At 49.7% G+C, this 13,154-nt stretch carries 11 protein-coding genes; 8 read left to right on the forward strand and 3 right to left on the reverse strand.

Annotation, left to right across the window (positions count from 1 at the left end; translation table 11 throughout):
- Positions 1–11 precede the first annotated feature (11 nt).
- From KU392_RS06115 to KU392_RS06130, 4 genes are all read left to right on the forward strand, one after another.
- On the forward strand, positions 12–956 hold the full coding sequence (locus KU392_RS06115; RefSeq protein WP_169295615.1) for a LysR family transcriptional regulator: 945 nt from the start codon (positions 12–14) through the stop codon (positions 954–956).
- 119 nt (positions 957–1,075) lie between these two features.
- Positions 1,076–1,915: an HTD2 family dehydratase gene (locus KU392_RS06120; RefSeq protein ID WP_217734870.1), complete on the forward strand. Its 840-nt coding sequence runs from the start codon at positions 1,076–1,078 to the stop codon at positions 1,913–1,915.
- Positions 1,916–1,932: 17 nt separating this feature from the next.
- Positions 1,933–3,126 (forward strand): CaiB/BaiF CoA transferase family protein, encoded by a 1,194-nt coding sequence (locus KU392_RS06125; protein WP_169295614.1) that lies wholly within the window; start codon positions 1,933–1,935, stop codon positions 3,124–3,126.
- Positions 3,126–3,947, forward strand: a complete 822-nt coding sequence (locus KU392_RS06130; protein WP_169295613.1) for an HpcH/HpaI aldolase/citrate lyase family protein — start codon at positions 3,126–3,128, stop codon at positions 3,945–3,947. Before KU392_RS06125 ends, KU392_RS06130 begins: the two co-directional genes overlap by 1 nt.
- Here the strand turns inward: KU392_RS06130 and KU392_RS06135 are convergent.
- The 3 genes from KU392_RS06135 to KU392_RS06145 are packed head-to-tail and all read right to left on the reverse strand — an operon-like array spanning position 3,910 to position 8,117.
- Complete coding sequence (locus tag KU392_RS06135) at positions 3,910–6,237, reverse strand: CHASE2 domain-containing protein (protein ID WP_217734871.1); 2,328 nt, start codon at positions 6,235–6,237, stop codon at positions 3,910–3,912. The genes KU392_RS06130 and KU392_RS06135 overlap by 38 nt on opposite strands.
- Positions 6,238–6,254: 17 nt before the next feature.
- The gene (locus KU392_RS06140; RefSeq protein ID WP_217734872.1) at positions 6,255–7,355 is read right to left on the reverse strand and encodes a FecR family protein; all 1,101 of its coding nucleotides are present in this window, start codon (positions 7,353–7,355) and stop codon (positions 6,255–6,257) included.
- Between the two features lie 42 nt (positions 7,356–7,397).
- Positions 7,398–8,117 (reverse strand): response regulator transcription factor, encoded by a 720-nt coding sequence (locus KU392_RS06145; RefSeq protein ID WP_169295610.1) that lies wholly within the window; start codon positions 8,115–8,117, stop codon positions 7,398–7,400.
- 634 nt (positions 8,118–8,751) lie between these two features.
- Between KU392_RS06145 and rpsL the strand changes: the two genes are divergently transcribed.
- The 4 genes from rpsL to tuf all read left to right on the forward strand — a co-directional run bounded on the left by rpsL (position 8,752) and on the right by tuf (position 13,154).
- Entirely contained in the window at positions 8,752–9,129 is a 378-nt protein-coding gene (gene rpsL, locus KU392_RS06150; RefSeq protein WP_169295609.1) for a 30S ribosomal protein S12, read from the forward strand.
- 155 nt (positions 9,130–9,284) lie between these two features.
- Positions 9,285–9,755, forward strand: a complete 471-nt coding sequence (gene rpsG, locus KU392_RS06155; protein ID WP_169295608.1) for a 30S ribosomal protein S7 — start codon at positions 9,285–9,287, stop codon at positions 9,753–9,755.
- Between the two features lie 15 nt (positions 9,756–9,770).
- Complete coding sequence (gene fusA / locus KU392_RS06160; protein WP_217734873.1) at positions 9,771–11,876, forward strand: elongation factor G; 2,106 nt, start codon at positions 9,771–9,773, stop codon at positions 11,874–11,876.
- An 87-nt stretch (positions 11,877–11,963) separates the two neighbouring features.
- Positions 11,964–13,154, forward strand: a complete 1,191-nt coding sequence (tuf, locus tag KU392_RS06165) for an elongation factor Tu (protein ID WP_217734835.1) — start codon at positions 11,964–11,966, stop codon at positions 13,152–13,154.

A 13,154-nucleotide genomic window follows, 5' to 3' on the forward strand; every position in this document is an offset into this window, starting at 1 on the left:
GGAGCTGAAAAATGGCAATGCATTTTGACCTGACGGATATGCAGTTGATGGTTAATATCAGTGAGGTTAATAGCCTGACAAAGGGGGCGGAGCGTTCTTTTCTGTCATTGCCGGCCGCCAGTAACCGGATCAAGAATCTGGAAAACAGTCTGGGTACCGCATTGCTTTACCGGAATAGCCAGGGGGTTACGCTAACGCCTTCTGGTGAGGCTTTCGTGCGTCATGCACATATTGTCTTACGCCAGCTCGAACACCTGCGGGGCGATATCAGTGAGTTTGCCCAAGGGATCAAGGGCAAGGTAAGGGTGTATGCCAATACCACGGCCATGAATGAGTTCATGCCGGCCATTCTGGGTAAATACCTGGCCCGTCATCCTGATGTCAGTATCGAATTGCGCGAGCGGCTAAGTTACCGGATCGTCCAGGCGGTGGCCGAAGGCACGGCCGATGTGGGGGTGGTGGCCGGCGTGGAGCCTTCTGAAAACACGGTGGCCGATGGCCTGACCTTTATGCCTTACCGTTCCGATAATCTGGTTCTGGTGACGCATCAGAACCATCCGCTGGCTAAGGTTGATCGGATCGCTTTTGCCGATACCCTGTCATACGACTATGTCGGTTTGTCGGAGTGGAGTGCCATTCATGCGTTTTTGCGCAATGCTGCCGATATGCTGGGTGTGCCCTTGAAGTTCCGGGTGGAGGTGGGTGGCTTCGAAGCGGTCTGCCGGATGGTGGCGGCGCAGGTGGGGATTGGTGTGATTCCCGAAACTGCAGCGTTTCGTTACGCGGTGACCATGCCGGTCAAAATCATTCACTTAACCGATGCCTGGGCTTTTCGCCAATTGCATGTTTGTGTGCGCAATCTTGACAAACTGCCGCCCTTTGCCCAGGATCTGGTGCAGCTGATGCGCGAAGACGTTGAGCAGGAAGAGAAAAAGACAGATCAAGTCACCGGTTAGTTGTTAGCGGCCTTATCTTTCTGAAAAGCCCCCTTTTCGGTTTTAAGAATTCACATTTGCCTGTTTCTGGGGCATGCTTGATGATTACTGATATTTAAAAGTGTAATTGTGAGACTGAAATGAGTAATGAACAGAATGGTGTGAATTTGAATGATTGGCTGGGCCGTCAGGAAAGTTATGGCGAGTTTATCAACCCGGCCCATGTCAAGAAAATTGCCCTTAGCCTGAATGCGCCGGTTCCCGAAAATGGCCAGCCTTTGCCACATTTATGGCAGTGGGCGCTGTTCGTGGACCCATTACCCTTGGATGAACTGGGCACTGACGGGCATCCGCAACGGGGTGGTTTTTTGCCTCCTGCTGACAATCGCAACCGTATGTGGGCCGGTGGCCGGGTTCAATTCATCAAGCCACTGGTGGTGGGTCAGGACGCAACCCGGACGTCCACGATTACGGCAATTAAAGAAAAAAGCGGTTCAACCGGCAAGCTGTTGTTTGTCACAGTCAAGCACGACTACACCCAGAACAATGAATTATGCATTTCCGAAGAGCAGGATATCGTTTACCGCGAGCCCAGCCCTCCAAAACTGTCAGGCACGCCTGAAGCCGAAGCGGCCCAGTGGTCCAGCCAGATCGTGCCGACCAGCACCATGCTGTTCAGGTATTCGGCGGTTACTTTCAATGGCCATCGTATTCATTATGACTACCCCTATGTGACCGAGGTTGAGGGGTATCCCGGTCTGGTGGTGCATGGTCCCTTGATTGCCACCTGTGTGTTACGGGCATTTACCGATGCCAACCCGGATAAAACAGTGACCGGTTTTTCTTATCGTGGTGCACGTCCATTGATCAGTCCCTTGCCGTTCAGGGTCGAAGGGACGATTAAAGAAGAGGGCAAGGCAGCGGTATGGGCCCAGCAGGATGGCTCGGTTGCCCAGCTTGGCGAAGTGCTTTTCAAATAAATAAAATTATTTAAGGAATGAATCAAATGAGTGTTAGACCGCTTGAAGGTATCACCGTATTAAGTCTTGAGCACGCCATTGCGGCACCGTTTTGTTCACGTCAGCTGGCGGATCTGGGCGCACGCGTAATCAAGGTGGAGCGTCCGGGTGTGGGAGACTTTGCCCGTAATTATGATGAGCGCGTTAAGGGCATGGCGTCTCATTTTGTCTGGACCAACCGTTCCAAGGAAAGTCTGACGCTGGATCTTAAAAATGAGGCGGCTGGTGATGTGTTGGAAAAACTGTTGCCTCAGGTGGATGTGCTGGTGCAAAACCTGGCTCCAGGTGCGGCTGCCCGTTTGGGTTTGTCGTTTGAGGCCCTGCATGAAAAATATCCCCGATTGATTGTGTGTGATATTTCCGGCTATGGTGAGGGTGGCCCTTATGAGAAGAAAAAAGCCTATGACCTGTTGATTCAAAGCGAAAGCGGTTTTGTATCGGTCACGGGCAGCAAGGATGAGATGGCCAAGGCGGGTTGCTCCATTGCCGATATTGCCGCTGGCATGTACGCCTATAGCAATATTCTGTCCGCGCTATTGTTGCGTGAAAAAACTGGCAAGGGCAGCCGTATTGATGTTTCCATGCTGGAAAGTATGGTCGAGTGGATGAATTTTCCGCTGTACTATTCGTTTGAAGGCCAGGAGCCTCCGGTGCGAGCAGGGGCGGCGCATGCCGTGATTTATCCTTATGGTCCTTTCCCGACCGGGGGCGGCCAGACTATTATGCTGGGTTTGCAAAATGAACGCGAATGGAAAGTGTTTTGCGAGCAGGTTCTGGGTAAACCTGAACTGGCTGCTGATGAACGTTTTGCCAACAATACCTTGCGTACTGCCAATCGTGAGGCCTTGAAGCAGATTATTGTTGACACCTTTGCCGGTATGAGCAAAGATCAGGTGATCGAATTGCTGGAAACGGCCAAGATTGCCAACGCCTCTGTGAACGACATGAAAGGGGTGTGGGAGCATGAACAATTGAAATCACGCAATCGCTGGCGTGAAATGGACAGTCCGGTGGGCAAGCTGCCAACGCTGTTGCCACCGGGCGTGAATAATGCTTACGAATATCGTATTGATGCGGTGCCGGGCCTGGGTGAGCATTCTGAAAAAATCCTGCGGGAGCTGGGTTATGACGAGCAAACCATTGCGGGTTGGCGTGAACAGGGAGTGGTGTGATGAGTTTGTCAAGATCAGCATTGTTTGTCCCCGCAACGCGGGTTGATCGTATCCCCAAGGCGCTACAAAGTGGTGCCGATTGTGTGATTGTCGACCTGGAAGATGCCGTTGAGGTTAATGCCAAAGACAGCGCCCGGGCAGATCTTGAGGAATTTGCCAAGGCCAACCCCGAAGCCCGTTTTCTGGTTCGGGTCAATGATGCCAAGGCACCTTGGTTTGATGCGGATATTGCCATGTGCGGACGCCTTGGCAATGTAACCGGTGTCATGCTGCCCAAGGCGGAAAGCTCACGCCAGATTGAGTTGGCGGCCCGAGCCGATAAGCCTGTTTATCCCATTGTTGAAAGTGCTGTTGGGATTGCCAATCTTGCCGAATTATGCCGTACACCCGGTGTGGCAAGGGTGTCATTTGGCGCACTTGACCTGGCATTGGACCTGAATATGGATGACGATTCGCCAGGGGCTCGCGCCTTGCTCGATCATGTACGTTGTCAGATTTCCATTCAAAGCCGTGCGGCAGGTATTTTGCCTCCGCTGGATGGTGTGTTTCCGGATATTGCCAATACCCAGGGTCTGGCCAAAGCGGTTGCGTTTGCCAAGGGCATGGGTTACGCTGGTGTGTTGTGCATTCATCCCTCCCAGATTGCCGTTATTCATGAGGTATTTGAACCGACTGAGGAAGAAAAGGCCTGGGCCACCCGCGTGCTGGAGATGGCCAATGAAACCGGCCTTGCCGCCTTCAAGTTGGACGGCAAGATGGTGGATATGCCCGTGATTGAGAAGGCTAAACAGATTCTTCGTATTCGTCCGGTGGCAAATTAATAATAAAAGTTGTTCCATGGCCAGGCTCACTTTCAACCTGAATCTGGCCATTATGACGCGTTATGACGGTTTTGACGAAAGACAGTCCCAGTCCCACGCCGTTGACCTGACTGTCCGGGCCAGATACACGAAAAAAAGAATTGAAAATCGTGGCTTGGTTTTTTTCGGAAATCCCAATACCCTGATCCTTGATCCTGACCTGCCAATAGGCGTCCTGACGATGGATGGAACAATGGATGGTGGTGTTATCGGGGCTGTATTTGAAGGCGTTATCAATTAAATTGACGAAGCAGCGTGATAAAAGGACATGATCTCCTTGGGTAAAGGCAAGTTCATTACCAAAGTCGCTGGTGATATTGATATGGCGTTTTTGGCTGATTCCCCAGTATTCACTGATGATATGTTCCAGCAATTCTGTCAGGTTGACGGGTACCAGGTTCAGTTCCATCGATTCAGCACGTGTCAATTGCAGGAAGTCATCAACCAGTTTCAGGGTTCGACTGGAAAGATTGTTGATACGTTGATAAAACTCTTCATCAGGTAACGCGGTTTGGGGATTTCTTTGCAGCTCAATGAGTGCCTGGATGGCACTTTGTGGGGCACGCATGTCATGCGAAAGAAAACGCAGTGTTTCTTCCCGCTTGCGTTCGGCCTGACGGATGGGTGTAATGTTATTCAGACTCAGAATATAGCCGATATGCTCACCGCTGCCAGAGTAGGTGTTGACATATTTCAGTAGCAGGTTCTGTTCAATGCAGTCTTTGATTTCGACACCGTTTTTCCTGAGTTCATCGAGCAGGCCGGTTTGTCGCTCTTCAGGGGTGCTGATTTTGTTGATGACCGCCATAATTTCAGCCCGCTGTTCATTGTCTGAGACAACGGGTATCAGAAACTGTGCCAAGGTCTGGTTTTTTTCGGGTGTAGGGCTCCCCACTTTTTGCATATAGTTTTTGGTGGTATCGGTCGTGAATTGCAGTTTATGATCCAGGTTGAATACGGCGATGGCATCAGGCATGCGGTTGATGCCATCCATAATGAATTGCCGCAAACTGCGAACCTGCTCCATGATTTCCCTGAACTCGGCAAGCCGGTCATTGAGGGATCGGCCGTAATTGACTTGCTGCCAGTTTTTGATTTCTGTTTTAAACAGGGGTTCTTTTTCGTTAAGCTCGGCAATTTCGCGGCGCATCTGATAAAGCGCCATTTCCTGGGTACGCCAGCTCCAGAGCGGATATAACAGCAAGATGCCCAGCATGGCAGGCAAGGGGCTATGCCAGATGCCCCATTGAAACATGAGGAGACCATGAAGCAGGATAATGAGGATCGCTGTCAGGATGCTCAGCAGTAGAATGGTTCTGGGGGACGAGTTTTTGAGAAAGACACATAAAACCAGCATTGGCAACAGGCCAAGCAGCAGGTCAATGAGCGGACTGGTTTCTTTAATCCAGGTTTGCTCAAGGCTTGCCTGCAAGCTGTTGGCCAGTATTTCCACACCCGCCATGTTCAGGCTTTTTGATGAGGTAGGCGTGGGAAACTGATCTCCCAGTCCGCTGCCCCAGACACCAATAAGGACGTATTTATCCTTGAAAAAGCTGGCGGGAATGCGCTGATTCAGGACATCGCTATAAGGCAGCATCTGAAAATGACCGGGAGCACCGGCAAACGGAATGGCCGTTTCGCGGTTACCGGTTTGTTGCAGGGTCTGTTTAACCAGTTCATGTTCTCCGCCCGCATTTAACATGGCAAGGCTCAGATGGTAGGCCGGGCTGCCGTCATTTTGCACTTTTTGCAGGGGGACGCGTCGCACCAGCCCATCAGGATCAATCTTGATGTTGATAAAGCCCAGTCCCTGGGCGGCTTGCACGAATTCAGGCTCAGGGTTATTGGGCAGGTTACCGGCTTCAGTGAAATAGTTGGCCAGGATGACGCGGCCATGATTACGGATGGCGTTGGCAAATATTGCATTTTCCTGCTCATAGCCGGCTTGCGTGCCCATAAAGCTGATATCGAACGCAACGGCCTTGCTTTGCTGCAGGCGAGCAAGAAGATCGGCATGGACCGAGCGTCGCCAGGGCCAGACGCCGATTTCCGCAATGCTTTTGTCATCAATGGCCACAATGACAATGTCTTCGGAAGCGGGTTTGTCCTGGGTTAGTTGGATGGCGATATCGTAAATGCGGGCGTCAAGCAGCGGGAAACTTTTAAAAACGGAAAGAAAAGCAGTGATCATCAGAATGAGAAGGCTGACAACCAGCCATTCGAGACCATAACGCTTTTTCATGTGTTTCATTTTTAATGAGTCGGCTGCTAGTAGTGTGTCTGGATCAGGGGACCGGACTGTGTGCCAATTGATACACCGGTTTCTGTCATGATACTTGTGGCAGTAATGGTGAACGGCTGGACGGCATCAGCACCGGCAAGCTGGTTGCTGTCAATGGAGCGGACTGAAACATAATAAGTGCCTTTGCCTGGCCCGGTAACGCGGGCTTCAGGTTTTTTAACGGTTTCGGTGAACAGGACATCGTAGCCGGAAATGTCATTGGATACGCGTACCAGGTAGGATGTTGCGCCAGTAACCGGCTGGATGGCTACCTTGAATTCGAAGGGACTGGATTGCTTCAGCTGGATCTCCGGTGGTGGCAATAACTCAATGATATCACCGGCTTGGCCTTTGGGAGTAGCGGTAATGCCCTGATTGGCATTGAGATGCACGGACTGGTCACGGGATGCGGCCGCAATGAAGGCCGCTTTACCGTTCAACAGTTCGCTTGACGAGCCTGCCTGTTGGGAAGCCTCTGCCCGAACCACGGTGCCCCGTACCCCTGTAATACTGACGGGGGTGCGAATTTCAAAACGGCCTACCCCGGTCTTTTTGGGGGAGGCATGGGCAGCCAGCTTTCCGGTTTCAATATTGAAGATGGCGTCGATCAGGCCAGTGCCACGGAATTTTCGTAAGCGTTTCACGAGCACCGTACTGTCAGGGGGGATTTGTACCTTGCTTTCATCGGAAAGTACCAGGGTGATATTGCTTTGTGTGCCGGTGATAATGGTGTCTGCCTCGGCAATGACACGATTTTTGTCTATAGGCTGATTATTGACCAGCACATTGCCGGTCAGATACAGGACTTTTGCCTGGTCGGGCTCTTCATCAATCAGTGAGAAGGGGATCTTGAGTGTCATGCCGATAGGCACTTTCCGGGTATTGGCAATACGATTGCTTTTCTGGATGGCTTTCCAGTTGGACTGTTTGCTTGTAAAGGTTTCAGACAGTGAGGAAAGGGTTTCTCCGGGTTTGATCTGATACAGAAAATGGTCTTCATGGGCACCGGCAGGCTGTGCATGGATATCAAGTGTTAGCAAACAGGCAATATTTAACAGCAGGAGGCGTAAGAAAGTGTTGATTCTCATGGGGGTGTTGGGTCATTCAGACTGATGGAGGTGTTTTGTTATTCAGACCGTGGTTACTGGTGTATCGTCTGTATGGTGATTGAATAATTCCATCCGGTAACCCAGAGCATAGGATGAAACGATGCGAACACCATTTTCCGGATTGATGTGCAGTTTCTGGCGAATGTTTGACAGATGTGTATCGAGGGTGCGTGAGGTGGCCGGTATTTCCCGGTTCCAGATGGCGGCACTGATGGTATCCCGTGAGAAAAGCCGCCCGATATTGCTGAAAAACAGGTAGGCAAGGTCAAACTCTTTGGGTGCCAGCTGGACAGGCTCTCCATGCAGGGTGATTTCGCGCTTTTGCTGATTTAACTGATAGGGTCCCTGTTTGATGATGTTTGAGGTGTTTCCTGCGTTATTCCTGCGCAGCAGTGCCTTGATACGGGCAATCAGTTCGGGCGCCTTGAAGGGTTTGACAAGATAATCATCGGCACCGGCATTCAGTCCGGTAACCAGATCGTGATCCTGGTTACGGTTGGTCAGGAATATCACAGGCAGCTGGTTGTCCAGGTTGGCACGTATCCATATGACAATGTCTTTGCCGGAAATATCGGGCAATTCCCAATCTATCAACAATAAATCAAGTTTTTCCGATTTTTTCAGGGCAACCAGTAAATCCTTGCCTGTTGCAAAATGTTTGCTGTTGAATCCGGCTTCAGCTAAGGTGTGTACTATGTATTGTGCCTGGACCGGGTCGTCTTCTAATGAGGCAATGATCATTGAATGTAAATCTCTTATAAAATATTAACGCGGTATAAATTACTCGCAATAATGCTTATGAATTTATATGACTTGTTTCAATGTAAATAAAATGTAAATAAGTGACTGATTTTTAATGATTGGTTTTGCCTGGACTAAGATAACAGGAAAAGAATTGGTAATTCATTTAACAAAATATCGTTAACAATCTTTGACATTTTACAGTTGATTTTGCAAAATTGCGCTTTCAGTTGATATTGTAAAATTGCACTTTTTTATCAAAAGCACAATAAGTTTTGTTCTTCTTGACTTTTTTTTGTTAAATGTGGTATTGTGATGGGCTGATTGGTGTAAGCCCGTTTTGTTTTGGGTTTTAACCGGTTGGTAAGTGGTTGATTGTTAGGTTGATTTTTTCAATTTAACAAGGCCATGGTCAGTTTATCGCTCTTTGTGGTTGCTTATCTGCAGATTGTCAAAATTTGCGGGCAAGTTGGCTATTCGGGTGATATAACAACAAATCCTAGCTTAGAATAGCCTTGATCTGCAATCACGCATGTCAATCTTTCTAAGGCCTGGCGTACATTAAAGTCAGTACGTTAAACAGACGATATATAAATCCAGTACATTTTTGTACATTAATAGGACAAGCAAGGTCATGCCTACCATTAGTCAACTCGTGCGCAAGGCGCGTGAAACTAGCCGCGTGAACAGTAAGAGCCCAGCGCTTGAAAACTGTCCACAACGCCGTGGTGTTTGTACCCGTGTTTACACAACAACACCTAAAAAACCAAACTCAGCTATGCGTAAAGTAGCTAAAGTTCGCTTAACCAACGGTTTCGAAGTTATTTCGTACATCGGTGGTGAAGGCCACAACCTGCAAGAGCACTCTGTCGTGCTGGTGCGCGGCGGTCGTGTAAAAGACTTGCCAGGTGTGCGTTATCACATTGTTCGCGGTTCCCTTGACTTGCAAGGCGTTAAAGATCGCAAACAGTCTCGTTCCAAATACGGTGCCAAGCGTCCTAAGAAAGCTTAAGCTGGTTTGAATCAATGCTTCCTGCCAAAAGGTGGTAAGCGTGCAGCCGCAGCTGCGAGAGAAAAAATTTACTGCGGTATGTAAGGGGCTGAGTTCTCAATAGCCAGCCACGGCCACGAAAGTGGTTCAACTGAAACAGTCACAAAGGAAGTAAGATGCCTCGTCGTCGCGAAGTTCCCAAACGTGAGATCCTGCCAGATCCAAAATTCGGTAGTGTAGATCTCGCCAAATTCATGAACGTTGTTATGCTTTCAGGCAAGAAAGCAGTTGCAGAGCGTATTGTTTACGGTGCGCTTGACCAGGTTCAGGCCAAAACAGGCAAAGAACCCATTGAGGTTTTCAACCTGGCCATCAACAACATTAAACCTATTGTCGAAGTTAAAAGCCGTCGCGTGGGCGGAGCCAACTATCAGGTTCCCGTCGAAGTGCGTCCGGTTCGCCGTTTGGCGCTTGCCATGCGCTGGTTGCGCGAGGCTGCCAAAAAACGTGGTGAAAAATCCATGGATTTGCGTTTGGCCGGTGAATTGATGGATGCTGCAGAAGGTCGCGGCGCTGCAATGAAAAAACGTGAAGACACTCACAGAATGGCAGAGGCCAACAAAGCCTTCTCCCATTTCCGCTGGTAATTTAAGGACACTACAATGGCCCGCAAAACCCCCATCGAACGTTACCGTAATATCGGTATTTCCGCTCACATTGATGCTGGTAAAACAACGACTACAGAGCGTATTCTGTTTTATACCGGTGTGAACCATAAAATTGGTGAAACCCACGAGGGTACCGCCACCATGGACTGGATGGAACAGGAGCAGGAACGCGGTATTACCATTACGTCTGCTGCTACAACAGCGTTCTGGCGTGGCATGGCCGGCAACTATCCAGAGCATCGTATTAACGTTATTGACACCCCCGGACACGTTGACTTTACCATTGAGGTAGAGCGTTCAATGCGTGTTCTTGACGGTGCATGTATGGTTTACTGCGCTGTGGGTGGTGTACAGCCCCAGTCTGAAACCGTATGGCGTCAGGCTAACAAATACCAGGTTCCCCGTCTGGCTTTCATCAACAAGATGGACCGTACCGGTGCAAACTTTTTCAAAGTATACGATCAATTAAAAACCCGTCTGCGTGCACATCCTGTACCTATCGTTATCCCGATTGGTGCCGAAGACCAGTTCAAAGGTGTGGTTGACCTGATCAAAATGAAAGGGATCATCTGGGACGAAGCCAGTCAGGGTACCAAGTTCGAATATATCGACATTCCTGCCGATCTGGTTGATCAGGCCAATGAATGGCGCGAAAGTTTGCTGGAAACAGCAGCAGAGGCTTCCGAAGAGCTCATGAACAAATACCTTGAAGAAGGTACCCTGAGCGAAGCGGAAATCATCAAGGCAATCCGTATCCGTACCATCGCATGCGAAATCCAGCCAATGCTGTGCGGTACCGCCTTTAAAAACAAAGGTGTACAGCGTATGCTCGACGCCGTGGTTGATTTCCTGCCATCTCCTGTTGATATTCCTCCTGTCCAGGGTGAAGACGATGAAGGCAATGTCATTCACCGTAAAGCTGATGACAAAGAGAAATTTTCTGCACTGGCATTCAAACTGATGACAGACCCGTTTGTTGGCCAGCTGACATTCGTTCGTGTGTATTCAGGTGTCCTGAATGCGGGTGAAACCGTATTCAACTCGGTTAAAGGCAAAAAAGAGCGTGTTGGCCGTATTCTGCAAATGCACGCGAACAGCCGTGAAGAAATCAAGGAAATTCTGGCGGGTGACATCGCTGCCGTTGTTGGCCTGAAAGATGTTACCACCGGTGAAACACTGTGTGACGTTGGCGATCATATCGTCCTTGAGCGCATGGTCTTCCCCGAGCCTGTTATTTCCCAGGCCGTTGAGCCAAAAACCAAAGCCGACCAGGAAAAAATGGGTATTGCCCTTTCCCGTCTGGCCCAGGAAGATCCTTCATTCCGCGTTCGCAGTGATGAAGAGTCAGGCCAAACCATTATTTCAGGTATGGGCGAGCTCCACCTTGAAGTGCTGGTTGACCGCATGAAGCGTGAGTTCAACGTTGAAGCCAACGTTGGTAAACCACAGGTTGCTTACCGTGAAACCATTCGCAAGGTTTGCGAAGAGGTTGAAGGCAAGTTCGTCAAGCAGTCAGGTGGTCGCGGTCAATATGGTCACGTTGTTCTGAAACTTGAGCCGCTGGAACCCGGTGGCGCAGGCTATGAATTCGTTGATGCCATTAAGGGCGGTGTGGTTCCACGTGAATTCATTCCAGCCGTAGATAAAGGTATTCAGGAAACCCTGAGTGCTGGTGTGGTTGCCGGTTACCCCGTTGTTGACGTTAAAGTAACCCTGTTCTTCGGTTCATACCACGACGTTGACTCTAACGAGAATGCGTTCCGTATGGCTGGTTCAATGGCTTTCAAGGAAGGTATGCGCAAGGCACAGCCCGTGCTGCTCGAGCCTATGATGGCAGTTGAAGTGGAAACACCTGAAGACTATGCTGGTACCGTGATGGGTGATTTGTCATCACGTCGTGGTATGGTTCAGGGTATGGACGATATTCCTGGTGGCGGTAAAGTCATCAAGGCAGAAGTTCCTTTGGCCGAGATGTTTGGTTATGCAACCAACCTGCGTTCCCTGACACAAGGTCGCGCAACCTATACAATGGAATTCAAGCAATACGCTGAAGCTCCTAAAAACGTGGCTGATGAAGTTATCAGCGCACGTTCCAAGTAGTAATTTAATTTAAGCGTCCGGCTCTTAACAATTTATGGGGCCGGACAATTCAATCTCATTCAAATATAGTTTATTGGATAATAGATCATGGCAAAAGGTAAGTTTGAACGTACCAAACCGCACGTAAACGTAGGTACGATCGGTCACGTGGATCACGGTAAAACAACATTGACAGCAGCGATTTGTACTGTTCTGTCAAAAGAGTTCGGTGGTGAAGCGAAAGACTACTCACAAATTGACGCAGCTCCCGAAGAAAAAGCTCGCGGTATTACCATCAACACTTCACACGTTGAGTACGAAACTGAAGAGCGCCACTACGCACACGTTGACTGCCCAGGACACGCTGACTATGTTAAAAACATGATCACCGGTGCTGCCCAGATGGACGGTGCGATCCTGGTTTGTTCAGCCGCTGACGGCCCAATGCCACAAACCCGTGAGCACATCCTGTTGTCACGTCAGGTGGGTGTTCCTTACATCATCGTGTTCCTGAACAAAGCCGACATGGTTGATGATGAAGAGTTGCTGGAACTGGTTGAAATGGAAGTTCGCGAATTGCTGAGCAAATACGACTTCCCCGGTGATGACACCCCTGTGATCAAGGGTTCAGCCAAACTGGCTCTGGAAGGCGATGAAGGCCCATTGGGTAAACAAGCCATTCTGGAACTGGCCAAAGCCCTGGATACTTACATTCCTACACCTGAGCGTGCCGTTGACGGTACATTCCTGATGCCTGTTGAGGACGTGTTCTCTATTTCCGGTCGTGGTACTGTTGTAACCGGCCGTATCGAGCGCGGTATCATCAAGGTTGGTGAAGAGATTGAAATCGTGGGTATCCGCGATACCGTTAAAACCACTTGTACCGGTGTTGAAATGTTCCGCAAACTGCTGGACGAAGGTCAGGCTGGTGATAACGTAGGTCTGTTGCTGCGTGGTACCAAGCGTGAAGACGTTGAGCGTGGTCAGGTATTGGCCAAACCCGGTTCAATCAAGCCGCACACCAAATTTTCGGCAGAGGTCTATATTCTGTCCAAAGAAGAGGGTGGTCGTCACACACCATTCTTCCAAGGTTACCGTCCTCAGTTTTACTTCCGTACAACGGACGTAACCGGTACCATCACTTTGCCAGCTGACAAAGAAATGGTTCTGCCAGGCGATAACGTTTCCATGGACGTTGAGCTGATTGCACCTATCGCGATGGAAGAAGGTCTGCGTTTCGCGATCCGTGAAGGCGGCCGTACTGTTGGCGCCGGTGTTGTTGCTAAAATCGCTGCTTAA

The organism is Advenella alkanexedens (genome assembly GCF_019132845.1).
Classification (GTDB): Bacteria; Pseudomonadota; Gammaproteobacteria; order Burkholderiales; family Burkholderiaceae_B; genus Advenella; species Advenella alkanexedens.

What these genes read in the sequence shown, in the direction of transcription:
- KU392_RS06115 (WP_169295615.1), top strand. Translation starts at nt 12, where the DNA reads ATGGCAATGCATTTTGACCTGACGGATATGCAGTTGATGGTTAATATC.
- KU392_RS06120 (WP_217734870.1), top strand. Translation starts at nt 1,076, where the DNA reads ATGAGTAATGAACAGAATGGTGTGAATTTGAATGATTGGCTGGGCCGT.
- KU392_RS06125 (WP_169295614.1), top strand. Translation starts at nt 1,933, where the DNA reads ATGAATCAAATGAGTGTTAGACCGCTTGAAGGTATCACCGTATTAAGT.
- KU392_RS06130 (WP_169295613.1), top strand. Translation starts at nt 3,126, where the DNA reads ATGAGTTTGTCAAGATCAGCATTGTTTGTCCCCGCAACGCGGGTTGAT.
- KU392_RS06135 (WP_217734871.1), bottom strand. Translation starts at nt 6,237, where the DNA reads ATGAAACACATGAAAAAGCGTTATGGTCTCGAATGGCTGGTTGTCAGC.
- KU392_RS06140 (WP_217734872.1), bottom strand. Translation starts at nt 7,355, where the DNA reads ATGAGAATCAACACTTTCTTACGCCTCCTGCTGTTAAATATTGCCTGT.
- KU392_RS06145 (WP_169295610.1), bottom strand. Translation starts at nt 8,117, where the DNA reads ATGATCATTGCCTCATTAGAAGACGACCCGGTCCAGGCACAATACATA.
- rpsL (WP_169295609.1), top strand. Translation starts at nt 8,752, where the DNA reads ATGCCTACCATTAGTCAACTCGTGCGCAAGGCGCGTGAAACTAGCCGC.
- rpsG (WP_169295608.1), top strand. Translation starts at nt 9,285, where the DNA reads ATGCCTCGTCGTCGCGAAGTTCCCAAACGTGAGATCCTGCCAGATCCA.
- fusA (WP_217734873.1), top strand. Translation starts at nt 9,771, where the DNA reads ATGGCCCGCAAAACCCCCATCGAACGTTACCGTAATATCGGTATTTCC.
- tuf (WP_217734835.1), top strand. Translation starts at nt 11,964, where the DNA reads ATGGCAAAAGGTAAGTTTGAACGTACCAAACCGCACGTAAACGTAGGT.